Origin of the sequence: Pseudokineococcus sp. 5B2Z-1, from assembly GCF_037482305.1 — a bacterium.
GTDB lineage: Bacteria > Actinomycetota > Actinomycetes > Actinomycetales > Quadrisphaeraceae > Pseudokineococcus.
Window position 1 is genome coordinate 43386 of record NZ_JBBHZG010000005.1, and the last position, 25234, is coordinate 68619.

Annotated in this window: 24 protein-coding genes and 1 pseudogene; 4 read left to right on the forward strand and 21 right to left on the reverse strand. The window is 76.2% G+C overall.

Annotation, left to right across the window (positions count from 1 at the left end; genetic code table 11):
- Window positions 1-106 precede the first annotated feature (106 nt).
- Genes WDV85_RS13195 through pyrR form a run of 3 tightly spaced genes read right to left on the reverse strand, consistent with a single transcriptional unit; the run spans window position 107 to window position 3056 of the window.
- Window positions 107-1486: a dihydroorotase gene (locus WDV85_RS13195; RefSeq protein ID WP_339571064.1), complete on the reverse strand. Its 1380-nt coding sequence runs from the start codon at window positions 1484-1486 to the stop codon at window positions 107-109.
- Entirely contained in the window at window positions 1483-2436 is a 954-nt protein-coding gene (locus WDV85_RS13200) for an aspartate carbamoyltransferase catalytic subunit (protein ID WP_339571065.1), read from the reverse strand. The genes WDV85_RS13195 and WDV85_RS13200 overlap by 4 nt, the downstream gene beginning before the upstream one ends.
- Window positions 2433-3056, reverse strand: a complete 624-nt coding sequence (pyrR, locus tag WDV85_RS13205; protein ID WP_339571066.1) for a bifunctional pyr operon transcriptional regulator/uracil phosphoribosyltransferase PyrR — start codon at window positions 3054-3056, stop codon at window positions 2433-2435. The genes WDV85_RS13200 and pyrR overlap by 4 nt, the downstream gene beginning before the upstream one ends.
- A gap of 271 nt (window positions 3057-3327) precedes the next feature.
- Here pyrR and WDV85_RS13210 point away from each other — a divergent pair, with 271 nt between their 5' ends.
- Window positions 3328-3828 (forward strand): transcriptional regulator, encoded by a 501-nt coding sequence (locus WDV85_RS13210; RefSeq protein ID WP_298802979.1) that lies wholly within the window; start codon window positions 3328-3330, stop codon window positions 3826-3828.
- Between the two features lie 289 nt (window positions 3829-4117).
- Here WDV85_RS13210 and nusB read toward each other — a convergent pair whose 3' ends face one another.
- The 4 genes from nusB to aroB all read right to left on the reverse strand — a co-directional run bounded on the left by nusB (window position 4118) and on the right by aroB (window position 6895).
- Entirely contained in the window at window positions 4118-4543 is a 426-nt protein-coding gene (nusB, locus tag WDV85_RS13215; protein ID WP_339571067.1) for a transcription antitermination factor NusB, read from the reverse strand.
- A 1-nt stretch (window position 4544) separates the two neighbouring features.
- On the reverse strand, window positions 4545-5105 hold the full coding sequence (efp, locus tag WDV85_RS13220) for an elongation factor P (protein ID WP_171202611.1): 561 nt from the start codon (window positions 5103-5105) through the stop codon (window positions 4545-4547).
- Between the two features lie 195 nt (window positions 5106-5300).
- A complete protein-coding gene (locus WDV85_RS13225) occupies window positions 5301-5771 on the reverse strand; it encodes a VOC family protein (protein ID WP_339571068.1) in 471 nt (156 codons plus the stop codon).
- A gap of 59 nt (window positions 5772-5830) precedes the next feature.
- Window positions 5831-6895: a 3-dehydroquinate synthase gene (gene aroB, locus WDV85_RS13230; RefSeq protein ID WP_445263329.1), complete on the reverse strand. Its 1065-nt coding sequence runs from the start codon at window positions 6893-6895 to the stop codon at window positions 5831-5833.
- Window positions 6896-7147: 252 nt separating this feature from the next.
- Between aroB and WDV85_RS13235 the strand changes: the two genes are divergently transcribed.
- The 3 genes and pseudogenes from WDV85_RS13235 to WDV85_RS13245 all read left to right on the forward strand — a co-directional run bounded on the left by WDV85_RS13235 (window position 7148) and on the right by WDV85_RS13245 (window position 9188).
- Window positions 7148-8074: a DUF559 domain-containing protein gene (locus tag WDV85_RS13235; protein WP_339571070.1), complete on the forward strand. Its 927-nt coding sequence runs from the start codon at window positions 7148-7150 to the stop codon at window positions 8072-8074.
- Between the two features lie 104 nt (window positions 8075-8178).
- Window positions 8179-8595, forward strand: a pseudogene (gene aroQ / locus WDV85_RS13240) (type II 3-dehydroquinate dehydratase); the annotation flags it as partial.
- A gap of 77 nt (window positions 8596-8672) precedes the next feature.
- The gene (locus WDV85_RS13245) at window positions 8673-9188 is read left to right on the forward strand and encodes a shikimate kinase (RefSeq protein WP_339571072.1); all 516 of its coding nucleotides are present in this window, start codon (window positions 8673-8675) and stop codon (window positions 9186-9188) included.
- A gap of 23 nt (window positions 9189-9211) precedes the next feature.
- On the opposite strand, the gene WDV85_RS13250 is transcribed toward WDV85_RS13245, so the two are convergent.
- The 14 genes from WDV85_RS13250 to WDV85_RS13315 all read right to left on the reverse strand — a co-directional run bounded on the left by WDV85_RS13250 (window position 9212) and on the right by WDV85_RS13315 (window position 25134).
- Window positions 9212-9676 carry a hypothetical protein gene (locus WDV85_RS13250; protein WP_339571073.1) on the reverse strand — a complete coding sequence of 155 codons (465 nt, stop codon included), beginning with the start codon at window positions 9674-9676 and terminating at the stop codon, window positions 9212-9214.
- Window positions 9677-9877: 201 nt separating this feature from the next.
- Window positions 9878-11086, reverse strand: a complete 1209-nt coding sequence (aroC, locus tag WDV85_RS13255; RefSeq protein ID WP_339571074.1) for a chorismate synthase — start codon at window positions 11084-11086, stop codon at window positions 9878-9880.
- Between the two features lie 104 nt (window positions 11087-11190).
- Window positions 11191-12894, reverse strand: coding sequence for a hypothetical protein (locus tag WDV85_RS13260; protein ID WP_339571075.1), 1704 nt, complete (start codon window positions 12892-12894; stop codon window positions 11191-11193).
- Window positions 12891-13700: a hypothetical protein gene (locus WDV85_RS13265; RefSeq protein ID WP_339571076.1), complete on the reverse strand. Its 810-nt coding sequence runs from the start codon at window positions 13698-13700 to the stop codon at window positions 12891-12893. Before WDV85_RS13265 ends, WDV85_RS13260 begins: the two co-directional genes overlap by 4 nt.
- A gap of 1 nt (window position 13701) precedes the next feature.
- Complete coding sequence (locus tag WDV85_RS13270; protein WP_339571077.1) at window positions 13702-14529, reverse strand: hypothetical protein; 828 nt, start codon at window positions 14527-14529, stop codon at window positions 13702-13704.
- Window positions 14526-15575, reverse strand: a complete 1050-nt coding sequence (gene pilM / locus WDV85_RS13275) for a type IV pilus assembly protein PilM (RefSeq protein WP_339571078.1) — start codon at window positions 15573-15575, stop codon at window positions 14526-14528. The genes WDV85_RS13270 and pilM overlap by 4 nt, the downstream gene beginning before the upstream one ends.
- Before the next feature lie 253 nt (window positions 15576-15828).
- Window positions 15829-16611, reverse strand: a complete 783-nt coding sequence (locus tag WDV85_RS13280) for a prepilin peptidase (RefSeq protein WP_339571079.1) — start codon at window positions 16609-16611, stop codon at window positions 15829-15831.
- Window positions 16612-16629: 18 nt separating this feature from the next.
- Window positions 16630-18312, reverse strand: coding sequence for a hypothetical protein (locus tag WDV85_RS13285; protein WP_339571080.1), 1683 nt, complete (start codon window positions 18310-18312; stop codon window positions 16630-16632).
- A gap of 44 nt (window positions 18313-18356) precedes the next feature.
- Window positions 18357-18992, reverse strand: coding sequence for a PulJ/GspJ family protein (locus WDV85_RS13290; RefSeq protein ID WP_339571081.1), 636 nt, complete (start codon window positions 18990-18992; stop codon window positions 18357-18359).
- Window positions 18989-20233: a type IV pilus modification PilV family protein gene (locus WDV85_RS13295; RefSeq protein WP_339571082.1), complete on the reverse strand. Its 1245-nt coding sequence runs from the start codon at window positions 20231-20233 to the stop codon at window positions 18989-18991. Before WDV85_RS13295 ends, WDV85_RS13290 begins: the two co-directional genes overlap by 4 nt.
- A 58-nt stretch (window positions 20234-20291) precedes the next feature.
- On the reverse strand, window positions 20292-20741 hold the full coding sequence (locus tag WDV85_RS13300) for a type II secretion system protein (protein ID WP_339571083.1): 450 nt from the start codon (window positions 20739-20741) through the stop codon (window positions 20292-20294).
- 212 nt (window positions 20742-20953) lie between these two features.
- Entirely contained in the window at window positions 20954-22183 is a 1230-nt protein-coding gene (locus WDV85_RS13305; RefSeq protein ID WP_339571084.1) for a type II secretion system F family protein, read from the reverse strand.
- Window positions 22184-22209: 26 nt separating this feature from the next.
- The gene (locus tag WDV85_RS13310; protein ID WP_339571085.1) at window positions 22210-23403 is read right to left on the reverse strand and encodes a type IV pilus twitching motility protein PilT; all 1194 of its coding nucleotides are present in this window, start codon (window positions 23401-23403) and stop codon (window positions 22210-22212) included.
- Between the two features lie 51 nt (window positions 23404-23454).
- Entirely contained in the window at window positions 23455-25134 is a 1680-nt protein-coding gene (locus WDV85_RS13315; protein WP_339571086.1) for a GspE/PulE family protein, read from the reverse strand.
- Window positions 25135-25234 lie beyond the last annotated feature (100 nt).

Sequence of the window (25234 nt, forward strand, 5' to 3'; positions counted from 1 at the left end):
CCGCCACCCCCACCACATGAGCGCCCACAGGACGGGGATGGCCAGCAGCACGAGCAGCCCCGCCTGCTCCTCGCTCACGCGCGGACCGCCGGGGCGCCCGCCGGGCTCACGACGCGACCGCCGCGCCGTCGGGCTGGTCGCCGACGAGCGCGCCGTCGAGCACGACCGGGCGGCCGCGCAGCACGGTCGCGACGACGCGGCCGGGCAGCTCCATGCCGCGGTAGGGGCTGTTGCGGCCCTGCGTCGCGTGCTGCTCCGGCACCACCGGGCGGCGCGCGGCGGGGTCGACGAGCACGAGGTGCGCGGGCTCGCCCTCCGCCAGCGGCCGGCCGTGGTCCTCGAGGCGGCCGATGCGGGCGGGGGCGCCCGACAGGACGCGGGCCACGTCGGCCCAGCCGAGGAGTCCCGTCTCGACGAGGGCCTCCTGCACCACCGAGAGGGCGGTCTCCAGCCCCGTCATGCCCATGGCGGCGGCCGCCCACTCGCAGTCCTTGTCCTCCACCGGGTGCGGCGCGTGGTCGGTGGCGACGACGTCGACCGTGCCGTCGGCGACCGCCTCGCGCAGCGCCTCGACGTCGGCGCGCGTGCGCAGCGGCGGGTTGACCTTGTAGACGGGGTCGTAGCCGCGGACGAGCTCGTCGGTGAGGAGCAGGTGGTGGGGCGTCACCTCGGCGGTGACGTCGACGCCGCGGGCCTTCGCCCAGCGCAGGATCTCGACGGACCCCGCGGTGGAGACGTGGCAGACGTGCAGGCGCGAGCCGACGTGGTCGGCGAGGAGCACGTCGCGGGCGATGACCGCCTCCTCCGCCACGGCGGGCCAGCCCCGCAGGCCGAGGACCGAGGACACGACGCCCTCGTGCATCTGGGCGCCCTCGGTGAGGCGCGGGTCCTGGGCGTGCTGGGCGACGACGCCGTCGACCGAGCGGACGTACTCGAGCGCCCGGCGCATGAGCACGGGGTCGTGCACGCACCTCCCGTCGTCGCTGAAGACGCGCACGCGGGCGGCGGAGGACGCCATCGCGCCGAGCTCGGCGAGCCGCTCCCCCGCGAGCCCGACGGTGACCGCCCCGACGGGGCGCACGTCGACGAGGCCCACCTCGCGGCCCAGGCGCCACACCTGCTCGACGACGCCGGCGGTGTCGGCGACCGGGTCGGTGTTCGCCATGGCGTGGACGGCGGTGAAGCCGCCGAGGGCCGCGGCCCGCGAGCCGCTGCGGACCGTCTCGGCGTCCTCGCGCCCGGGCTCGCGCAGGTGCGTGTGGAGGTCGACGAGCCCGGGGAGCGCCACGAGGCCGGCGGCCTCGACGACGCGCGCGCCGTCCGGGGCCTCGAGCGACCCGCCGGGGCCGGTGCGCGCCACGCGACCGCCCGCGAGCAGCAGGTCGGTCTCCTCGCCGCCGAGCAGCCGCGCGCGGCGGACGAGCAGGGGCTGCACCCCGCCGTCCGCGGTGGTCGTGGCGGGCCCGGTCGTGGCGGTGGCGCTCATGCGGCGTCCTCTCCGGCGAGCAGCAGGTACAGGGCGGCCATGCGCACGGCGACGCCGTTGGCGACCTGCTCGACGATCGTCGAGCGCGGGCTGTCGGCGGCCTCCGCGGAGATCTCGAGCCCGCGGTTCATCGGGCCGGGGTGCATGACGAGCGCGTGGTCGGGCAGGAGGCGCAGGCGGCGGGCGTCGAGCCCGAAGCGCCGCGTGTACTCCTGCGCGGAGGGGAAGAACCCGCCGCCGCCCATCCTCTCGCGCTGCACGCGCAGGACCATGACGGCGTCCACCTCGGGCAGCACGGCGTCGAGGTCCCAGCTCGTGCGGCACGGCCACGTGCCGACGCCGACCGGCAGCAGCGTCGGCGGGGCGACGAGCACGACGTCGGCGCCGAGCGTCTCCAGGAGCAGCACGTTCGAGCGGGCCACGCGGCTGTGGAGCACGTCGCCGACGACCGCGACCCGCGCGCCCTCGAGCACCCGGGCCGGGTCGCCGCCGGCCCGCTCGGCCAGCCGGCGCCGCAGCGTGAAGGCGTCGAGCAGCGCCTGCGTGGGGTGCTCGTGCGTGCCGTCACCGGCGTTGAGGACGCCGACGCCCGACCAGCCGGCGTGCGCCAGCCGGTGCGCGGCGCCGGACGCGCTGTGCCGCAGCACGACCGCGTCGGCGCCCATCGCCTGCAGCGTGAGCGCCGTGTCCTTGAGCGACTCGCCCTTGGAGACGCTCGAGCCCTTGGCGGAGAAGGTGATGACGTCGGCCGACAGCCGCTTGGCCGCCGCCTCGAAGGAGATGCGGGTGCGGGTCGAGTCCTCGAAGAAGAGGTTGACCACCGTGCGCCCGCGCAGGGTCGGCAGCTTCTTGATCTCGCGCGCCTGGGTGGCGGCCATCTCCTCGGCGACGTCGAGCAGCTCGAGCGCGCCCTCGCGCGAGAGGTCGGCCGCCGACAGCAGGTGCCTCACCGGGCCCCCTCCTCGTCCGCCGCCCCCGGAGCCTGCTCACGGGCGGGCTCGGGGGCAGGGTCGGGGGCGCCGTCGGGGCCGCTGATGAGCACGGCATCGCGCCCGTCGACCTCCTCGAGCATCACCCGGACGCTCTCCTCCGCGGCCGTCGGGAGGTTCTTGCCGACGTGGTCGGCGCGGATCGGCAGCTGGCGGTGGCCCCGGTCGACGAGGACGGCCAGGCGCACCGCGCGGGGGCGGCCGAGGTCGGAGAGGGCGTCGAGCGCGGCGCGCACCGTCCGCCCGGAGAAGAGGACGTCGTCGACGAGGACGACGACGCGGTCGTCGACGCCGCCGGGCGGCAGGCTCGTGCGCCCCAGCGCGCGCACGGGGTTCCGGCGCAGGTCGTCGCGGTGCATCGTCACGTCGAGGGAGCCGACGAGCTGCTCGAGGGGCCCCGCCCCGGGCTCGGCGGCCACGAGGCGCTCGGCCACCCGGCGCGCGAGGTGGGTGCCGCGGGTGGGGATCCCGAGGAGGACGAGGTCGTCGGCCCCCCGGTTGCGCTCGAGGACCTCGTGGGCGATGCGGGTGAGGACCCGGCCGATCTCCGGGGCCTCGAGCACCGGGCGCGCGGACGCCATGGCGGCGACTCCTTCCCCGCCTCTCGGGACGGAGGTTGAAGGACGTCGGTCGCTCGGAACCTAGCAGCCGGCCCGAGGGCCCCGGACCGCGCGCCCGGTCCGCGGACGCGCTCCGCCGGCCCACCTCGGCAGCCGCCTCCGACGGGTGGACGCCCGTGGACCCAACGGGTGGCGGCGCTTGACGGTCCAGTGACGCTGAGTGACGATCTAGCCCGGTCGGCACGACGCGGGACGACCTCGCGCCGGTGCCCGGCCCACCAGGAGGGGTGCAGTGGCATCGGAGTACGCGAAGGTGCTCGGGAACCGGCTGCGGTCGGTCCGGACGCGCCAGGGACTGTCGCTGCAGGGCGTCGAGGCCAAGTCGCAGGGTCACTGGAAGGCCGTCGTCGTCGGCTCGTACGAGCGCGGCGACCGCGCCGTCACCGTGCAGCGGCTCGCCGAGCTGGCGGAGTTCTACGACGTGCCCGTCACGGCTCTGCTGCCGGAGACGACGCCCGGGGAGACGGCCCTGCCGCCGCCCCGGCTCGTGCTCGACCTGGAGGCGCTGCGCCGCGTCCCCACCGAGCAGTCCGGCCCGCTGCTGCGCTACCTCGCGGACATCCGCGAGGCCCGCGGGGACGAGCAGTCCGACGAGATGCCGATCAGGGTCGACGACCTGCGCTCGCTCGCGGTGATCTTCGACCTGCCGCCCTCGGCCCTCACCGAGCGGCTGATCGGCTGGGACGTGCTGAGCGAGGAGGCCCGGCGGGCCGTGGCCCTGCCGGACGTCTGAGCCCCGTCCCGCCCCGGGCAGGCCCCGGACGCACGAGAGCCGCACCACCCGCTCGGGTGATGCGGCTCTCGCGCGTCCGAGCTGGCGCACCTGAGGGCGCCCGACGACACGCTCGGCCCGCCGAGGCACGAGCGTCCGGGGCGACGCGGCGGAGGGGCACGTCAGGCCGGCGCCCCGACCCGAGCGGCAGCCGCCCCGGGCGTGCCGAGCCAGTGCCCGGAGCCGCGGCGAGCCGGACGCGGACCGGGCCACCCCGGACCTGGCGACGGCCCCAGGCCGACGCGGACGGTCAGGCCGTGAGGGCCGGCTTCATCTCCAGCAGCCGTCCCAGGACCCCGTTGACGAAGCCGGGCGAGTCGTCGGTCGACAGGGCCCGCGCGAGCTCGACGGCCTCGTCGACGGCCACGGCGCCCGGCACGTCGCCCCACAGCAGCTCGGCGGCGCCGAGGCGCAGGACGGCGCGGTCGACGTCCGGCATCCGCTCGACCGTCCAGCCCTGCGAGTAGGTCGCGAGCAGCTCGTCGACGCGCGCGAGGTGGGCGACGACGAGCTCGACGAGCTCGACGGCGTACTCGGGCATCGGCGGCGCACCCGGGTCCGAGGGGTTGGTCGACGCCAGCCGCTGCGAGAGCAGCTCGAGCGGCGGCAGCCCGCGCTGCTCCGCCTCGTAGAGGACGTCGAGGGCCCGCTTGCGGGCCTTGCTGCGAGCCGCCACGTCAGCTGACGCGACCGAGGTAGTCGCCCGTGCGGGTGTCGACCTTGACTTTGGTGCCGCTCTCGAGGAACAGCGGGACGGCGATCTGGTAGCCCGTCTCGACCGTCGCCGGCTTCGTGCCGCCGGTGGAGCGGTCGCCCTGCAGGCCCGGCTCGGTGTACGTGACCTCGAGGACGACCGAGGTGGGCAGCTCGACGTAGAGCGGCTCGCCCTCGTGCATCGCCACCTGCGCGGTGGCGCCCTCGAGGAGGAAGTTGGCGGCGTCACCGACAGTGGCCTCGGGCACCATCAGCTGGTCGAAGGTCTCGGGGTCCATCCACACGAAGTCGGCGCCGTCGCGGTACAGGTACTGCATGTCGCGGCGGTCGACGGTGGCCGTCTCCACCTTGGCGCCGGCGTTGAAGGTGCGGTCGACGACCTTCCCCGAGAGCACGTTCTTCATCTTCGTGCGGACGAAGGCGCCGCCCTTGCCGGGCTTGACGTGCTGGAACTCCACGACGGACCACAGCTGTCCGTCGATCTTCAGCACGGTGCCGTTCTTGAGGTCGTTCGTCGAGGCCACGGGAGTCCGTCCGTCGGGTGCGGGTGGTCGTGCCCGGCCGCGGCGACGGCGCGCGCCCCGAGGGGTGCGCCGGCCGCCGTCGAGCGCGACGGGGCGCGCGGTCGTCCGGGGCGGTGGGGCCAGGCTACCGCCGTCCGCGGCCCCCTCCGGCGCGCGCCGTCCGCTCCCCCGCCGCTGCGGCCCTCGCCGGGGTGCTCAGCCGGTGAGCGCCGTGAGCTCCAGGGCGATGCCGTCGGGGTCGCGGAGCTCGAGGATGCTGAACCCGCCGACGTCCTTCACCGGCCCGTGCGGGACGCCGAGGCGGTCGAGCACCTCGGCGGCGGCCTCGAGCTCCGCGCGCTGGGCGACGGTGAAGGAGACGTGGTCGAGCCCGACGCGGTCCTCGTCGAAGCGGTCGCCGTCCGGGGCCACCGGGCGCAGGCCGAACAGGCCGCCGGCGAAGGCGTAGACGACCCCGCCGAAGAGGAAGCCGAGCCGCTCCCGGGTCGCCTCGTCGGCGTCCGCGGGCACCTCGAGGGCGACGTCCCAGCCGAAGACGGACTCGTAGAAGGCCCGCGAGCGGGCGATGTCGGTCACCGTGACGCGCACGTGCGCGTACCCGGTCGCCGTGACCCGGCCGGTCGTGGCGGTGGGCGCGGGGGTCGGCGGGCCGTCGGGCGTCGTCATCGCCCGAACCTCGCACGGGACCCGCCGCGGCGCCCGCGCACCGGGGAGCGGAGCCGTGGTCAGTCCCGGCTGATGCTCGCGTACGCGGCGGCGAGCAGCTGGGGGTCCGGGCCCTCGAGGCGGGTGGGCCGGGCGACGTCGTCGAGGACGACGAAGCGCAGGAGGTCTCCGCGCGTCTTCTTGTCGCGGCCCATCGCCTGCAGCAGCTGGGGCCAGCGGTCGCCGCGGTAGGTCAGCGGCAGCCCGAGGGACCCGAGGACCGAGCGGTGGCGCTCGACGACGGCCTCGTCGAGGCGCCCGGCGAGCGCCGCCAGCTCGGCGGCGAAGACCATGCCGACGCTGACGGCGGCGCCGTGGCGCCAGGCGAAGCGCTCGACGAGCTCGATGGCGTGGCCCAGCGTGTGCCCGTAGTTGAGGACCTCGCGGTCGCCGAGGTCGCGCAGGTCGCGGCCGACGACCTCGGCCTTGACGGCGACCGCGCGCTCGACGAGCTCGCGCACCACGGGCGAGGACGGGTCGCGCACCGCCTGCGGGTCGGCCTCGATCCGCTCGAGGACCACGGGGTCGGCGATGAAGCCGGTCTTGACCACCTCGGCCATGCCGGCGAGCAGGTCGTGCACGGGCAGGCTCTCGAGGACGGCGAGGTCGCAGATCACGCCGGCGGGCGGGTGGAAGGCGCCCACGAGGTTCTTGCCCTCGGCCGTGTTGATGCCCGTCTTCCCGCCGACCGCGGCGTCGACCATCGCGAGCAGCGTCGTCGGCACGTGGACGACCTTGACGCCCCGCAGCCACGTGGCGGCGACGAAGCCCGCGAGGTCGGTGACGGTGCCCCCGCCGACGGCGACGACGGCGTCGGTGCGCGTGAAGGACGCCTGCCCGAGCACGCCCCAGCAGAAGGCGGCGACCTGCGCCGACTTCGCGTCCTCGTCGTCGGGGACCTCGGCGACGAGGGCGTCGTACCCGGCGGCGCGCAGGTCCTCCTGCACGGCCTCGCCCGTGGTGCGCAGCGCCCGCGGGTGCACGACGAGGACCTTGCGCACGCCGTCGCCCAGCAGGCCGGGCAGCTCGCCGAGGAGACCGCGGCCCACGAGCACGTCGTAGGGCCGCTCCCCCGCCACGGTGATGCGGGTGGTCGGCCTCCCGGTCGGGTCGCCGGCGGACGCGGGCGCTGCGGTGTCCTCGCTCACCGGGCGACCCTAGCCAGCACCGCGCGGCCGACGGCGCCGTGGAGGAGGACGAAGCACGGCGCCCGACGACGCGCAACCCTCTGACCTGGGACGACGCACTGTGACCGGGATCTCGTCCTCCCCGTCGGCGGACTAGGCGGCTGTGGACGGCCGCTGCGGGTGCGGGCGGCGCCGGTCGACGCTGGCCCGGTGGACGACGTCGGCGCACTGGTGGACGAGCTGGCGCGTCGCGGCGGCGTCGCGAGCCGCGGCGCCCTGCTCCGCTGCACGAGCCGGGGGGCGCTCGAGAGGGCGGCCGCCGGGGGCGAGGTCGTGCGGCTCGCGCGCGGTGCCTGGGGCCGGGCGGGAGCGCCGCCCGCCGTGCTGGCGGCCGGTGCCGTGCGCGGGGTCGCCTCGCACGCGAGCGCCGCCCAGCTCTGGATGGTCGACCCACTGCACCGCCCGACCCGGTGCAGCGTGACCGTGCCCCGGCGCGCCCACCGCCGGTGCCCACCGGGGACGCGCCTGCACTACGCCGACCTGCGCGCCGACGAGGTCGACGGTCTGGTGACGGCACCGCTGCGGACGGTGCTGGACTGCTCGCGCTCGCTGCCCTTCCCCGAGGCGCTCGGCGTGGCGGACGGCTTCCTGCGGCGCGGTCTCGTGGACGTCGACGATCTCCTGGGCGCGGCCGCCGCTCTCCGCGGGGCCGGCCGCGCCCGGATCGTCGCCGTGGCGGAGGCCGCCGACGCTCGCAGCGAGAACCCGTTCGAGTCGGCGTTGCGCGCCGCCGCCCTGGCCGCCGGGGCAGGCTTCTTCGTCCCCCAGGTGCCGGTGGTCCTGCCGCGCCTCGGCCTGGTGCGCCCGGACCTCCTCGACGAGGACCGCCGGATCGCGCTGGAGGCCGACAGCTTCGCCTGGCACGGCTCCCGCGCCGCCCTCGCCCGCGACTGCGAGCGGTACGACGCCCTGGTCGTCGCCGGCTTCGCGGTGCTGCGCTTCTCCTGGGAGCAGGTCGTCGGGCGCCCGGAAGAGGTCGCCGCCCAGGTCCGAGCCCTGGTCGACCAGGCCGACGCACGACGTCCTCCGCCGCAGAGGAGGACGAAGCCGCTCAGGGTGCGACCGACGCCCTCCTGACCTGGGGTGACTCCTGCGGCTCACGACGTCTTCCTCCTCGGCGGCAGTCGCCGACGCCGTGGGAGCATCCCGGTGTCGTCCGACCCGACCCCGCGGAGGCCCTCGTGCGCGTGCTCGTCCTCAACGGCCCCAACCTGGGGCGGCTGGGCCTGCGCGAGCCCGCCGTCTACGGGTCGACGACGCACGCCGAGCTGGCGGAGGGCCTGCGGGAGCTGGGCTCCTCGCTGGGGCTCGAGGTGGAGGTCCGCCAGACCGACGCCGAGCACGAGATGCTCGCGTGGCTGCACGGCGCCGCCGACGACGGCGTGCCGGTGATGCTCAACCCCGCGGCGTGGAGCCACACCTCGGTGGCGCTGCGGGACGCCTGCGCGATGCTCACGGCGCCGCTCGTGGAGGTGCACCTGTCGAACATCCATGCGCGAGAGCCCTTCCGGCACCACAGCCACGTCAGCGCCGTGGCGACCGGCGTGGTGGCCGGGCTCGGGCCGGGCGGCTACCGGGCGGCGCTGCGCTGGCTCGCGGAGGCGACGGGCACGACGCCGGCGCACGGCGCGGGCGCGGCCCCCGGCGCCTCCCCCGACGGCCCCGCGGCGGACGAGTGATCGTCCTCGTCGGCTTCCTCGGCGCGGGCAAGACCACGGTGGGTCGCCTGCTCGCCGAGCGGCTCGACCTGCCCTTCCGGGACGCCGACGAGGTGGTCGTCGAGCGGGCCGGTCGCACGGTCGCGGAGGTCTTCGCGACCGACGGCGAGGCGGCCTTCCGCGCCCTCGAGCACGAGGTCGTCACCGACCTCCTGCGCGGCGAGGACGCCGTCGTCTCCCTCGGCGGCGGCGCGGTCGAGCACCCCGGCACGGCGGCGGCCCTGCGCGGGCTGCCGGCCACGCGGCCGGGGGCGCACGTCGTGCACCTGGAGGTCTCGCTGGCGGAGGCCCGGGCGCGGGTGGGCGACGACCGCGGTCGCCCGATGCTCGCCCGGCCCGACCTGGAGGCCGTGCACGTCCGCCGCCTGCCGGGCTTCGCCGACGTGGCGACCGCCGAGGTCGCGACCGCGGGCCGGACGCCGGCCGAGGTGGCCGACGCCGTGACGACGGCGCTCGCGGCGATGTCGGCGTAGGACCGCGCCGGACGTCGCCCTCGTCAGCCGGCGACGGACACGACGAGGGCCAGGGCCCCGGCCGTGACGGAGACGGCGGCCGCGCGCGGGCGCCACCCGCCGGGGGCGGTGGCCGCGGCCGCCCCGACCAGCGCCACGACCGCCAGGGGCCCGACCCCGGGCAGCCGGTGCAGGCCGGTCATGAGGAGGGCCGTCGCGGCGTCCGGCCCGGCGGCGGCGAGGGCGGCGGCCGCGGCGAGCAGCGCACCGACGAGCACGAGCACCGCGAGCGCGGCCGCGCGGCGGCCGCGGCGTGACGCGAGGGGCCTCGCGGTCCGCGGAGCGCGGACCGCGGGACGAGAGCGCGCGAGCGGCGATGCGCCGACCGCGCCAGCCGCGGCCGTCGTGGTGGTGCCCGCGCCGCGCGGGAGCGGCACCCGCGGCGCGTCGGCGGGGGCCTCCGGCTCGACGGGGAGGTCGGCCGGGCGGTGGGCGAGGCGGTCGGCCACGTGCGCTCCCGTCGGGCAGGGCGCGCCGGCGGCGAGCCTCCGCGGCGGTCATCGGCACGCCGGCCTCCGTCCTTGAGCCCGGACGTCGCCAGGCCGGTCCGAGCCGCCGCCCGGCCTCCGGCGCTCGACCTCAGCCCCGGTCGGACGCAGCAGCCCGGGCGAGGGGGCCCAGGCAGGACGCCCGGGCGCCGGGGCGGGCCCTCAGGCGGACGTCACCTGCGAGCGGAGCTCGTCCGGCAGCGCGGCGAGGTAGGCCTCGACGTTGCGGCGGGTCTCGGCCACGGAGTCGCCGCCGAACTTCTCGACGAGGGCCTCGGCGAGCACGAGCGCCGTCATGGCCTCCGCGACGACGCCGGCGGCGGGGACGGCGCAGACGTCCGAGCGCTGGTGGTGCGCCCGCGCCGCCTCGCCGGTGGCGACGTCGACCGTCGCGAGGGCCCGCGGCACGGTGGCGATGGGCTTCATGGCGGCCCGGACGCGCAGCACCTCGCCGGTGCTCATGCCGCCCTCGGTGCCGCCGGCACGGCCCGTGGTGCGGCGCAGGCGCCCGTCGTCGCCCCGCTCGATCTCGTCGTGGGCGGCGGACCCGCGGCGGGCCGCGGTGCGGAAGCCGTCGCCGACCTCGACGCCCTTGATGGCCTGGATGCCCATGAGGGCGCCCGCGAGCCGCGAGTCGAGGCGGCGGTCCCAGTGCACGTGGCTGCCGAGGCCCGGGGGGACGCCGTAGGCGAGCACCTCGACGACGCCGCCGAGCGTGTCGCCGTCCTTGTGGGCGGCGTCGACCTCGGCGACCATCGCCGCCGAGCCGGCCGGGTCGACGCTGCGCACCGGGTCGGCGTCCAGCGCGGCGACGTCGTCGGGCCCGGGCAGCGGGGCGTCGTCGGCCGAGCCGGCCGTGCCGATCGCCACGGTGTGGCTGACGAGCCGGACGCCGGCCGCCTGCTCGAGGAAGGCGGCGGCGACGGCGCCGAGCGCGACGCGCGCCGCGGTCTCGCGGGCGCTGGCGCGCTCGAGGACGGGGCGCGCCTCGTCGAAGCCGTACTTCTGCATGCCGACGAGGTCGGCGTGACCGGGTCGGGGGCGGGTCAGCGGCGCACCCCGCTTCTGGGCGGCGAGCACGTCCTCGTCGACCGGGTCGGCGGCCATGACCGTCTCCCACTTGGGCCACTCGGTGTTGGCCACCTGGATGGCGACGGGGCCGCCCTGGGTGAGGCCGTGCCGGACCCCGCCGAGGAGCGTCACGGCGTCGGCCTCGAAGCTCATGCGCGCTCCGCGGCCGTAGCCGAGGCGGCGGCGGGCGAGCGCGCCCTGCACGTCCGCCGTCGTCACGGCGACGCCCGCGGGCATCCCCTCGAGGACGCCGACGAGCGCCGGACCGTGGGACTCCCCTGCCGTCAGCCACCTCAGCACCGGGCGATCCTCGCACCGGCGCCTCGCGCCGGGCCCGGGGGTCCGCGGGCTGAGCGCGCGGAGCGGGGCCGGCGGGCAGCGACAGCGGCTCCCGGGGACGGTCCTCAGGGCAGCGTGACGGGCTCTCCCCGGACCAGCTGCAGGACCGTCGAGCCGGTGCTGAGGCCCACGCTGTCGACCGCGGCCCCCGTGTCGCCGGCCACCGTGCCGGGGCCCGTGAAGACGACGCCGGACGCCGGGGGCGCCACGCCGAGGGCGCTGCCCGCCTGCGCGGCGACCGTCGTGCCCTGCGTGCCGTCGACCACCGTGAAGACGTACCAACCGCCCTCGCGCACGTCCGTCCACGTGACCTGCAGACCGGCCGGGACGGTGACCGCCGGGGCGGTGGTGACCGGGGTGGTGGAGGGGGCGGCTGGGACGGCGCCCGAGGCGGAGGCGTCCGGAAGGGGGGTGACCGGCGTCGTGGTGACCGGGGTCGAGGCGGCCGGCAGGCCCGTGATCGGGTCGGCAGCCGCGCCGGTCGACGCGGCGCCGGCGCCGGTGGGCGCGAAGGGATCACGGACGGCGGGCTCGTCGACGAGCGCCTGGGCGCCCAGGGGCGCCCCGTCCGCGCCCGGGACGGCGACGGACGGGTCGACCGCCGCACCGGTGGCGGGGTCGACCGCCGCACCGGTGGCGGGGTCGACCGCCGCACCGGTGGCGGGGTCGACCGCCGCACCGGTGGCGGGGTCGACCGCCGCACCGGTGGCGGGGTCGACCGCCGCACCGGTGGCGGGGTCGACCGCCGCACCGGCGGCGGGATCGGCCGCCGGTGCGGGCGCGGGGGTCCCTGCCACCGACGAGACCGGCAGGGCGCTCGGCTCGAGGGCGGGCGGCTCGCCGGGCAGCCCGCTGACGACGAGCGCCGCCGCCGCGACGGCGGCCGCACCCGCGGCGGCGACGACGAGGACCCCGCGGCGCCGGCGCTGCGGCGCCGCCGTGGCGGCGGGCGCGGCGGACCCCGCGAGCCCGGCGGGTGCGGCGGGCGGCGCGGGGGCGGTCGACGCGACGGTCGCCGGGAGGACGCCGGTGGAGGTCGCGGCCGTCGGGACGGTGGCCACCGGGCTCGAGGCGGTCGGGCCCGACGGCTGCGCACCGGTCGCGGCGGCCAGGGCGTGCGGGAGGACCGACGGCCGCGCACCGGTCGCGGGTGCGCAGCCCCCGAGCGACCCGGTCGACGCAGCCGACGCGGTCGACGCGGTCGACGCGGTCGACGGGACGGTCGGCTCGTCGATCGCCGCGGGGCGCAGGGCGGCGCCGACGGCTCCCAGCGCCGTCGCGAGGCGGGCGTCGCGGCCGGCGGGGGCCGAGGTGGGGGGCGACGCCGCGAGGGACGCCGTGACGGCGGACGCCGTCGGCACGGGTGGCGCCTCCGAGGAGGACGGCACGAGCGGCTCGCCCTGGCGGGGAGCGGGCAGGGAACCGGACGAGGGCACGAGCAACGACGTCGGCGCGCTCCCGCCGGGCGTCGGCGACGGCCCGAGCGCCGAGTGCGGGCGGTCGCCGGCGAGGGTCGTCCCACCGGCGGGACGGTCGGCCGCCGCGACGGCTTGGTCCGGCGTCCCGGCGACGCCCGCCCCGAGACCCAGGCCCGCGAAGGGGTTCGCGCCCGGCGCGAGGAGCGGCGAGCTCCCGGCCACCACCGGGGCGTCCGAGACCCCGGGCGAGCGCGGCGCCGGGACGGCGTCGTCCGTCGGCGTCGGCGGCGTCGGGAGGGACGGCGACGTCGCGGACGGCGTCGTGGGCTCGTGGTCGTCCGCAGCGGTCACAGCGGGTCCTCCCTGGTGGGCGGCGCCGCGGCGCTCGCCGCGGAGGGGTCGGTGTCGCCGGGGGTCGACGCGGGAGCGGGGGCCGGCTCGGAGCGCGGAGCGGCACCGACCGTCTCGTCGGGGGCGGTGGTGGCCGCAGCGGCGAGGGCCACGAGCTGCTCCTCCTGGGGCGTCGTCGGCAGCACGAGGGCGTCCGCGGCGACGGACAGCTGCAGCGCGTCCTCCCCCTCGCCCGCGGTCAGGCTGACGCTGCGCACGAGCAGCGCGCGGGGCAGCTCGACCTGCACCAGCCGCAGCAGCTCCTGCAGCTGGGCGAAGGAGCCGGTGGCGGTGAGGGCCACCGGCACCACCTGCACGCCGCCCGGCGCGGTCGGCTCGGTGGGGGCGGGGGTCGTCGGTGCGGTCGCGTCGGCGGAGGCGTCGGCGGGGGCCTCGGCCGGGACGGCGGCCGCGGCCGGCACGTCCGACGGCTCGGTCGGCGTCACCCCGGTGAGCTGGGCCCCGGCGAGGTCGGACAGCTCGGTCACCTGCCGGAGCAGAGCCGGCAGCTGGGCGTCGGCCGGCACCTGCTCGCGCAGCGCGGCGACCTCGGCCCGGGTGGTCGGCACGTCGCCGAGCTGCTCCTCGAGGCGGCGCACCTGCGCCGTGAGGAGCTCGTTCTGCGCGGCGGTGGAGGCGGTCTGCTCGCGCAGGTCCGCGGCGAGCTGCTGACGGGGGCCCACGAGGAGCAGCCACGTCGCCGCCACGAGCACGAGGCCGAGCAGGGCGGCCCCGCCGACCCAGGCGGTGGTCCGGGTGAGGCGCATCTCAGCCCACCTCCGCCGCGCTCGTGCCGCCGGCCACCGGCGTCCCCGCGCCCGCGACCGCTGCGCCGTCGGCGGTCGTGCCCGCCGCGCCGTCGGCGCCCGTGGCCTCCTCCGCGTAGCGCCCGGACAGGGCCGCGGCGTCGAGGTCGGCGTGGGCCTGGACGGTCGTGCCGCCCTCGGCGCCCGCCGTCGTGCTGTCGGCCCAGGGGTCCTCGACGCCGGGGGTCTGGCCCAGGACGTCGAGCAGGTCGGCCGTGTCGGGGACCGTCGTGCCCTCGAGGGAGAGCGTCACCCCGCCGACGGAGCCGACCGTCGCGGTCGCCGCCGGGTCGGCGGGTGCGGCCGCGCCGTCCGCGAGCTGCATCGTCAGGGACGTCAGGCGCATGCCGTCGGGCAGCTGGTTCGCGAGGTGGGCGGAGTAGCGGTACCAGAGCACGTCCTGCGCGAGCGCGGCGTCGCGCGCGCTCGTCAGCGCCGTGCGCTGGGCCTCCAGGAGGGGCACCTCGGCGAACTGGGCCTGCTCGGCCTGCAGCTGCGCCGTGCGCCCCTGCTCCCCGGCGAGCGCCTCCTCCGCGGAGGAGACGCGTGCGCCGGCCAGCACGGTGGCCGCCGCCGCGCCCACGACGACGAGGCCGAGGGCGGCGGCGAGGCCGAGCTGCAGGCGGCGGAACCGCTCGGCCTCGGCGACGGCGCGCGGGAGGAGGTCCACGGACGGCGCCCCCGGGAGGAGGACGACCTCGACGTCGGCGTCGTCCTGGCGCCGCTGGCCCGGGACGGCGAAGGCCGGCGCACCGGAGCCGCCGCCGGCGAAGGGGCTCGCGAAGCTCACGCCGCACCGCCCAGCGCCAGGCCGACCGGGACCGCGCCGAGCGTCGCGACCTCGGCCGCGGGACCGTCGTCGCTCGTCGGGCCGACGACGAGGCGCGAGAGCGCGTCGCCGCGGCGGACCGGGAGGCCCACGACCTCGGAGAGCAGGTCGGCGAAGCCCGGCACGAGGGCCGTGCCGCCGACGAGGACGACGCCGCGCAGCGGGTGACCGCCCTGGGTGGCGGTGTAGTAGTCGAGGGAGCCGCGCACGCCGTCGGCGAGGCGCTCGACGGCGCGGGTCACGACGTCGGCCGAGCGCGGGTCGCCCACGTCGGCGCGGGCGTCGACGTGGACGCCCTCGTCGCGCAGGAGGCGCCGGGCGTCGTCGGGGTCGAGGCCGGAGGTGACCAGCTCGTCGACGACGCGGTCGCCGCCGCCGAGCAGGACGCGCACGAAGCGCGGGGCGCCGTCGGTGTGGACGGCGACCTGCGTGACGCGGGCGCCGATGTCGACGACCGCCTCGGCGCCCTCGCGGGAGCCGGCCGGGCTGGCGACGGCGCGCAGCGCCGCGAACGGGGCGAGGTCGACGCCCGTGACCCGCAGGCCCGCGGCGCGGACGGCGTCCACACGGGCCATGACGGCGTCCTCGGAGGCGGCGACGAGGAGCCCGCGCACCGTCGTGGTGCCCTCGCTGGTGCGCTCCTCGACGGGGTGGAAGTCGAGCACCGCCTGGTCGACGGGCATGGGCAGCACGTCGGCGACCTGGAACGGCAGCGCCTTGCGCAGGTCCTCGGGCGGCATCTTCGGCAGGTCGACCGACCGGACGACGACGCGCTGGGACGCGACGCCCACGGCGACCTTCCGCGACCGGAAGCCGCCGACCGCCCACAGCTCCTCGAGCGCAGCCGTCACGACGGGCCCGTCGAGGACGTCGCCGTCACGGACGGCGCCGTGCGGCAGCGCGACGGAGGCGAAGCGGACCAGCGCCGGCCCGGCCTTCGTCAGCGCCACCTCGGCGGCGCGCACGCCGGACGTGCCGATGTCGAGGCCGATGCTCGAGCGGGGCACGGGGGCCTCCCGGGAGGTCGGCGCCCGCGGCGCGGGCGGTGGGGCGACGGGCGGATGCCGTCGAGGCTCCATCGGCACCCCCGTCCGGGCCTTGAGCCGTCCGAGGGCCCGACGCGCGCCGTCCTCGCCTCGGGAAGGTGACGCCCCCTTCACCCCGAGAGGCCCTGCCCTGGCCCTGGCGAAGGTGACGTCTGCACCACCCCCGGAGGCCTCTGTGCCGGGAAGGTGGCGTCTCCTCCGCGTCGCGCACGGGTCAGGCGACGCCGAGCAGGCCGAGGTAGCCGGCGGCCAGGCCGGGCCCGGCGGCGACGCCGACGGCCGCGCCGAGGAGCATGAAGGGGCCGAAGGGGATCGCAGACCTCCGCCCGGCCCGCCGGGTGGCGAGCAGGACGACGCCGACCAGCCCGCCGACGAGGAAGGCCGCGAAGGCGCCGACCGCGAGCTCGGCCCAGCCGAGGTAGCCCAGGTGCATGCCGAGGAGCCCGGCGAGCTTGACGTCGCCGAAGCCCATGCCGCCCGGCTTGGCGAGCGCGAGGCCGAAGTACCCCAGCCACATCACCGCGAGGCCGACGCCCAGGCGCGCGAGCGCCCACCAGTCCGCCTGCAGCGCAGCCGCTCCCACGAGCAGCACGGCTCCGACGACGTACGACGGCAGCACGATCGCGTCGGGGAGCCGGTGGTGCTCGAGGTCGATCGCGGTGAGCGCCACCGCCACGCAGCCGAGGTAGAGGAACGCCGGCAGCGCTGGCGACCAGCCGACCTGCAGGGCCACGAGGGCGAGCAGGACGGCGGTGCCGAGCTCGAGCAGCGGGTACCGCGGGCTGATCGGCGCCCGGCAGTCGCGGCACCGCCCGCGCAGCAGCACCCACGAGAGGACGGGCACGTTGTCGCGGGCGCGCAGCCGGTGGCCGCAGCGCGGGCACGCGCTCGGCGGGGAGACGACCGACTCCCCCGCCGGCACGCGGTGCACGACGACGTTGAGGAAGGAGCCGACGAGCAGGCCCAGGGCGGCGCAGGCGACGACGAGCGCGGTCATCAGGTCCGACCGCAGGGCTCAGCCGTCCGAGACACGCGTGACCGTCCAGGGGGAGTCCGCAGGCGTCAGGAAGTAGGGCGGGGGGAGGTTCGCCAGCCGCTTGTCGAAGCGGTAGTCCTTCACGTAGCCGTTGGCCCCGCTCTTCACGATGCCGCGGTGCTTCTGCGCGATGGTCCCGCGGACGGTCAGCGTGCCGAGCTCGCCTCCCCGGTCGTAGTTCTGCACGACGAAGCTGTGCCCCAGGGAGAGGATCCCCGCGTCGATCTTCCGCACCGGCTGGGGCAGCAGGCGACCCGAGTCCGACGTCTGCGGGTTGTACACCCAGAGGAACCCGTTGGGGATGAGTCCGAGGACGTCGGTCCCGCCGGTGCCGGTGGCGTAGGTGAGGTCCCCGGTCACCACGACGTCGCGCGCCGCCGCCACCGTGGTCTGACCGGCGAGCGTCCCCTGGACGAAGGCCGTGCCGTTGGCGCAGCCGTAGTCGATCTCGGTGGCTCCCCCGGCCACTTCTCCGGGCAACGGGAAGCCGACGCCGGTGACGCTCGGGCACGAGCCCGGCAGGTCGTCGACGTACACCAGGGGAGGCACGGGAAGTGTCTGCTCGCTCTCGCGGAGGGCCGCGTCGAAGCACCCGGGCGTGCTGGCCGTCGTCTGCGGGCTCAGCACCTTCATCCAGGCCCCCGTGAAGGTGATGCGCGTCTCGCCGGCGTAGGTGCAGCCCGCTGCCGTGCCCTCGGAGAGGATCCGCGCCTTGAGGTCACCGTTGGAGCCGGGGAGCTGGAGGGGCGCGGCGTAGACAGGCTTGGCGCTGCCGTTGCTGGGGTTCCCGTTGCCCCAGTAGCGCGCACCGCTGCGGGGCGCCGGGGTGCTGCCGTCCGGCCAGCTCGTCTCGGTCACCGGGCTGGTGAAGCGCAGCCCTCCCGTCGCGATGCGCATGGCGTCGTTGGTGTGCAGGGGCCCGTCGATGACGTCGCCGTAGCCGAAGGAGATGGCACCGCAGGTGAAGCGCACGGTGCGCCCGTGGTCGGCGCTCGCCGTCGTCCCCCCGCTCGAGTCACGGACGTAGTAGGGCTCTTGCGCGGAGCTGATGTACACCGACGAGCTGTTGTTGAGGTCGCCGTAGTCGTGTCGCCCGGCGTAGTAGTAGGAAGCGCACTTGGCGGCGTAGACGTCGGGGTCCGGGGCGAAGCTCCCGCTGCGACCCACGACCGTGGCGTTGACCTTGGACGTCGTGACCAGCGCCGGGTCGACGACCTCGAGGTCCGAGAAGTAGACGTAGTCGAGGAAGCCCGACTGCTTGAGGGTGGCCGTCAGGCTCCGCGCCACCCCGCGGGACGTCCCGGTGACCCTCAGACGGATGACGCCGTCCTGGACGGTCTGCTCCGGGCTGGTCAGCAGTCGGTACGAGAAGCGCGCCCCGCCCGCCCCCGGGACCTCGGCGCCCGCGCTGGAGAAGGCGGGGTTGGACCCGTCGACGCCCGTCCCCGAGGACGCGTAGTAGCTCGGGTTCGCGACGAGCCGGGCCAGGTAGTCGTCGAGGCCGGACTGCGCGGCGGCGGTCGCCGTCCGAGCGTCCTGCGCACGCCGGCTCAGCGGGGCCGCCGTGACGGCGGCGAGGAGCACCACGAGGGCGAAGGCGGTGAGGACGGCCACGGCGCCGACGACCAGGACGAGGACGCCACCGCGCTCTCGCTCGAGCACGCCCCGTCGTGCGAGCCACGGGCGCAGCGCACCCCCCGGCGCGCTCACGCCGCCCTCGGGACGGTGTTCGGGCAGGTGACGCGGCTCGTCACCGACGAGCTGGTCGCGCGCCCGCCCGAGGTCGCGGTGGCACGGACGTCGATGCCCACGCTGCGCACCTCGGCGGCAGCGGTCGCGGTGGTCGTCCCGGTCGCCTCGGCGAAGTAGGAGAAGGTGACCCCGCCGGCGGTCGTCGTCCTCATGAGGCAGGTGGTGCGCTGGACGCCGTCGGCGCCGAGCAGTGACTCGGTCACGCAGGCGCTCCCTGCGTCGTAGCGGTAGGTGACGAGCGTGAGCGGCGGGTCGACCGCCCGCAGGCTCGCGTTCCCGAGAGCCGCCGGGTCCTGGATGCTGGCGTAGAAGCTCACCTCAGTGCCCGTCATCGTCACGAAGGCCGGCGCCGTCGAGGACGGGGGTGTCGCGACGCGCAGGCGGCGGGCGATGACGTCGGCGGCCAGGCGCACCTCGGCCGTCGTCTCGGTCTTGTCCCGCACGGTCGTGGTCGTCCGCAGGTCCGCCGCGAAGACGGACGCGAGGCAGACGAGCAGCAGCGACCCGACCGCCATGGCGACGAGGAGCTCGACCAGGGTCACCCCGGCGTCGCCGCGGCGTCTCGCCGACGCGACGATCCACCGGCTCACGGTGCCACCGTCACCGGTGTCGCCGTCGAGGCGACGAGCGTGACGGCGACCGAGGTCGTGAAGGCGCTGCTGCTCGAGAACTGCCACGGGCCGTCGGTGAGCGGGAGGTCCAGCGTGGTGGCGGACCCGGTGGCCACCTGCAGGGCGGGCGCACCGACGCAGGCGCTCGTCGGGGCCGGACGGGCGTGCACGACAGCCGGCAGCGGGCCGCCCGCGGTCGTGCTGGTCAGCCGGGCCGTGGCCAGCGCCAGCGTGGCGCTCGACGACCCGCCGGGTGCGACCGGGGTGGAGGAGGGACCCGTGACCGACGTCGAGCAACCGCTGACCCGGTAGCTGCCGGGGAAGAGAGGCTGAGCCGTGCGGCTGCCTGCAGCACCCTCGGTGAGGCAGGGGGTGGTCCCGCTCGCGAGCGTCGCGCAGGAGGGGAAGAGCCGCCGCGTGGTGGGGGTGAAGAAGGCGGCGTCGAGGGTGAAGGGCACGCCGGCCCGTTGCGTCCCTCCAGCGGTCGCCGACGTGGCGATCGTGAGCGCCCCAGCGGTGTCCAGGTCGGCCCGGGGGCGCGCGACCCGTCCGGCGAGGACGGTGAAGGAGCCGGTCGAGGCTGCAGCTTCTCCGCCGCGCGAGACCGCTCCGGTCTTGGAGGCCACCGCCTGGTAGATCCCCTTCTCGACGCCCGTGAAGCCGGCGCAGCCGGACGAGCCGGTGGTCGCGGAGACCGACGTCGCGGCACCGGTGAGGACCACCGCCGCCCCGGGGACACCGGCGCCGGCTGCGTCGCGCACCTGCACGGCCACCGCGCCTGGGAGGGTCGCCAGCTGCGGCGAGGAGGGCGTGGCCGCCAGCTGCGTCCCGCCCCGCACCGGCGAGGTCGAGCCCATGTCGGGCCACGTCACCGTGACCGTGACCGTCTTCGTGAGCGTGGCCGCCGAGGTCTGGGCGCAGGCGTCGGTGCCGGCGGCGCCCGTCGTCCAGGCGACGTCGCGCTGGACCGTGAAGGTGGTCCCCTGCTGCACGACCGTGCGGGAGCTGGGCCCCTCGGCCAGGAGGTCGACGGACTGGCCCCGGGCCTCCTCGACCTCAGCGGTGACCAGGGCCGCCGCCTGGACGCGCTGGTTGTTGCCGCGGGTGAGCCCGAGCGCGCTGATCAGCACGCTGCCGACGGCTGCCGCACCGATGCCGAGGACGAGCGCGGCCACCATGACCTCGGTGAGGGAGAAGCCTGCCTCTCGCTCGTGAACCACCGGTGCCTCCATTGTGAGGCCGGGGGCTGCGACAAGCAGCCCCCGGCTCCTGGGTCGGTCAGCAGGTCCCCGAGGTGAGGCCGCCCGACGCCGAGTACTTCCAGTTCTTCGTGTCGCCCTTGCTGTTGACGACGGCGACGCACCAGTCTGTCGCGTCGACGATCTTCGCCGAGGTGTCGGTGAGGACGACGTTGTCGCTGGCGACGCCGATGTCCCGAGCGGTACCGCCCGTCGGGGTGAGCTGGTACTTGCCGCGCGTCGTCGTCGTCGCAGCGACCTGGCTCAGGATGGGCTTCGCAGTCCCGTCGACGTAGTAGGTGGCGATCTCCTTGCCGATGGTGGACACGTCCGCCTTGGCGGCGCTGTCCTGCGCCTTCGCGCGCTGCGATAGGAAGACCGGCACGGCGATAGCGGCGAGGATGCCGATGATGATCATGACGACGAGGAGCTCGATGAGGGTGAAGCCGGCGTCCTTCTCGCGGATCGACTTCTGGATGCGAGCCATCATGGGCTGGACTCCTGGGAGGAAGAGGTCGAGTCGCCCGGTGGGCCCGCGCGCTGGTTGCGCTTCGCGACTCCTTGCCCCCTCCTGATCGGCTGCGCGCCGCTGTTCTTGAGGCGTCCGACTCCCGACTTCGCACCTTCACCTACCCGGCTCCGCGCGCACGAGCGCCCCCGTCCACCGGACGGGGGCGCACCGGGTCGCGCTGGGCGACGGCCCTACTGGATGAGCTCGAAGACGCTGAAGATGGGCATGTAGAGGGCGATGATCATCGCGCCGATGACCGACCCCAGGACGGCGATCATCAACGGCTCGATGAGCGACGTCAGGGCTTCGGTCGTGGCCTCGACCTCCTGGTCGTAGAACTCGCTGATCTTGTGCAGCATCGCGTCGACGGCGCCGGTGTCCTCGCCGACGGCGAGCATCTGGACGACCATCGGCGGGAACACCGCGTGGCGGGCCAGCGGCGCCGTCATGGACTGGCCCTGGCGCACCGACTCCTTGATGTCGTCCGTCGCAGCACGGACGACCACGTTGCCGGCCGTGTCCCCGACGATGTCCAGGCTCTGGAGGATGGGGACGCCGCACGCGACCATCGTCCCGAGGTTGCGGGTGAAGCGGCTGATGGCCACCTTGCGGAACAGGACGCCGAAGACCGGCAGGCGGAGCTTGAGGGGGTCCACGACCGCTCGGACGCCCTCCCGGTGCCGGACGCGCCCCCAGACCACGACACCGCTGACGCCGAGCACGACCAGCACCGGGGCGAGGGTGCGGAGCAGGTCGCTGAGGACGACGAGCACCTGCGTCGGGAGCGGCAGCTCACCGCCGAGGTCGGCGAACATCCCGGCGAAGACCGGGACGATGAAGATGAGCATGCCCACGGTCGCCAGGACGGCTATGACGAAGACGACCACGGGGTAGGTCATCGCCGACTTGATCTTGGCGGCGAGCTTGACCTCCGCCTCGAAGGTCTCGGCCACCTGCCGCAGCACGGTGTCGAGGAAGCCGCCCACCTCACCGGCGCGGACCATGTTCACCATGAGCGGCGGGAAGACCCGCGGGTGCGCAGCGAAGCCGTCGGAGAGGGACGCACCCGTCTCGACGCGGCTCCGGACGTCGGCCAGGGCCTTCTGCAGCCCCTTCGACGAGCTCTGGTCCGCGAGGATGGCGAGCGAGCGCACGAGGGACAGGCCCGCGCCGACCATCGTCGCGAACTGCCGCGACATGACGGCCAGGTCCTTCAGCGACACCCGGTCGGAGCCGGGCAGGGTGATCTCGCGGTGGAGGCCGGTGCCGCCGCCCTTCTCCTGCAGGGAGACCGGCGCGTAGCCCATCCCCTTGAGGCGGGTGACGAGCGCCGCCTCGCTGGCGGCGTCGAGCGAGCCCGTGACGAGCTGGCCGGAGGCGTCGCGGACGCTGTACTCGTAGGTCTTCGTGGCGGTCGCCATCGTCGTCCTCCCAGACGGGCTGCGGCTCAGGCCCGGCCGCAGAGGCGGGCGACGTCGGCGGGGTTCGAGCTCTTCTCCAGGGCGTGCTCGTAGGTGACGGCGCCGACGCGCACGAGCTCGGCCAGGTGCTGGTCGAGGGTGTGCATGCCGTGCTGGCCGCCGGTCTGCATCGCCGAGTAGACCTGGTGGGTCTTGCCCTCGCGGATGAGGTTGCGGATCGCCGGGGTGGCCATCATCACCTCGGTGGCGACGGCCCGGCCGCGCCCGTCCGCGCGCTTGCACAGGGTCTGGCAGACGACGCCCTGGAGGGCGCCGGCGAGCATGACGCGCACCTGCTCCTGCTGGTCGGCGGGGAAGACGTCGATGACGCGGTCGATCGTCTGCCCGGCGTCCTGGGTGTGGAGGGTCGCGAAGACGAGGTGCCCCGTCTCGGCCGCCGTCAGGGCGATGGAGATGGTCTCGAGGTCGCGCAGCTCGCCGACGAGGATGATGTCCGGGTCCTGCCGCAGCGCGTGCTTGAGCGCGGCGCCGAAGGAGTGGGTGTCCTCCCCCACCTCGCGCTGGTTGACGACGCAGCCCTTGTGCTGGTGAAGGAACTCGATCGGGTCCTCGACGGTCATGATGTGGTCGCGCCGGGTGCGGTTGGCGAGGTCGATGATCGCCGCGAGCGTCGTCGACTTGCCCGAGCCCGTCGGCCCCGTGACGAGGACGAGGCCGCGCGGCAGGTGTGCGAAGGTCGCGACGGCCGGCGGGACGCCCAGCTCCTCGAGCGCCCGGAGCTCGGTGGGGATGGCGCGGAAGGCGGCGCCGACGCTCCCCCGCTGCTTGTAGAGGTTGACGCGGAAGCGCCCCACGCCGGGGACGGCGTGCGCGAGGTCCAGCTCGAGGCGCTCCTCGAAGCGCTCGCGCTGCTTCTGGGCGAGCATCCCGAACAGGCCGCGCCGCAGCGCGTCCGGCTCGCACACCTCGAAGCCCGCGAGCGCGGCGAGCTCGCCGCGGACGCGGACCATGGGCGGCGTGCCGGCCGTCAGGTGCAGGTCCGAGGCGCCGAGCGCCGTCATGGCGGTGAGGGCCGCGACGACGTCGACCTCCCCCTCCGGGCCCCTCTCGCCGGAGCGCGGCTGGGGCAGCAGCGCCTCCGGCAGGCGGGCGGCCCCGAGGCGCGGGGCCTCGGCCGAGGAGGTCGACGGGCCCGGGTGGCCGAGCGGCTGCAGCTCCATGGCTCCCCCATCGGCGGGGGCACGGCGTCCTTGAGGTGGCCGGGGCCGCGGTCACGCCACGACGCGCAGGATCTCCTCGACGGACGTCAGCCCCGCGGCGACCTTGGCCCAGCCGTCCGCGCGCAGGCTCGTCATGCCCTCCCCCGCCGCGAGGCGGGCGATGTCGGAGGAGGACGCGCGCTCGACGGCGAGGCGCTCGACCCCCTCGGTGACCGTCATGACCTCGTGCAGGGCGAGGCGCCCCTTGTAGCCGGTGCGCGAGCAGTGCGGGCAGCCGACGGGGCGGTGCAGCACGGGCAGCGGTGCCCCCGGCTCGTGCGGGTAGCCGGCCAGCGCGAGCGTGTGCTCGTCGGGCCGGTAGGCCTCCTTGCAGCGCCCGCACAGCCGCCGGGCGAGGCGCTGGGCGAGCACGCAGTCGAGCGCCGACCCGACGAGGAAGGGCTCGATGCCCATCTCGGTGAGCCGGGTGATCGCCGAGGGCGCGTCGTTCGTGTGCAGCGTCGAGAGGACGAGGTGGCCGGTGAGGGCCGCCTCGACGGCGATGGTCGCCGTCTCGGCGTCGCGGATCTCGCCGAGGAGGACGACGTCGGGGTCCGAGCGGAGGATCGAGCGCAGGGCCCCGGCGAAGGTGAGCCCGGCCTTGGGGTTGACCTGCACCTGGTTGATGCCGGGGAGCCGGTACTCGACCGGGTCCTCGACGGTGATGACGTTGATCTCGGGCCGGCTGACGATGTTGAGCGTGGCGTAGAGCGTCGTCGACTTCCCGGAGCCGGTCGGACCGGTGACGAGCACCATGCCGTAGGGCTTGCGGTAGCTCGTCGCGTACCGCTCGTGGTTGGCGTCGCTGAAGCCCAGGTCGGCCAGGTCGAGGCTCGCCGTGGAGTTGTCGAGGATGCGCATGACGACCTTCTCGCCCCACACCGTCGGCAGCGTGGCCACGCGCAGGTCGATCTTGCGGCTCTGGTGCACCACGGAGAGGCGGCCGTCCTGGGGCCGCCGGCGCTCGGCGATGTCGATGTCCGCCATGATCTTCAGCCGGGAGATGACGCCCGACTGCACCGAGCGGGGCGAGCGCATGACCTCGTGGAGGACGCCGTCGATGCGGAAGCGCACGCGCAGCTCGTGCTCGCCCGGCTCGATGTGGATGTCGGACGCGCGGTCGGTGATGGCCTGGTCGATGAGCAGGTTGACGTAGCGGACGATCGGCGCGTCCTCGACGGCGGCGGCGACGAGGGACAGGTCGTCCTGCGGGTCGACGTCGGCGGAGATCGCCGACGTGAGGTCGTCGAGGTCGGCGTCCGCGCGGCAGAAGCGCTCGACGGCGGCGGTGAGGTCCTCGCGCGTGGCCACGACGGGCAGGACGTCGAGGCCCGTGATGCTCCGCAGGTCGTCGAGGGCGACGACGTCGCCCGGGTCCGCCATGGCGACGACGAGCCGGCGCTCCTCGTCGAGGCCGATGGGCAGCAGGCAGCTGCGCCGGCACAGCACCGCCGGGACGCGCGCGACGGCCGAGGGGTCCACGGGGTGCTCGGTGAGGTCGACGAAGCCGAGGCCCACCTGCGCGGCCAGGGTGGCGACGAGCTGGGACTCGGTGATGGCCCGCGTGCTGATGAGGGCCTGGCCGAGCCGCTGCCGCGTCGTCTGCTGGTGGGCCAGCGCCGCCGAGAGCTGGTCGGGCGTGATGACGCCCTGCTGCACGAGCAGGTCGCCGATGCGGGTGCGGGTCCTCACGCGCGGCCTCCAGGGCCCCGGGCCGCGGCCGCCCGGGTGGGGGCGGCGGGGGGCGCGGCGAGGGGCCGACGGGGGCATCGGCACGCGTCGCCGGAGGCTT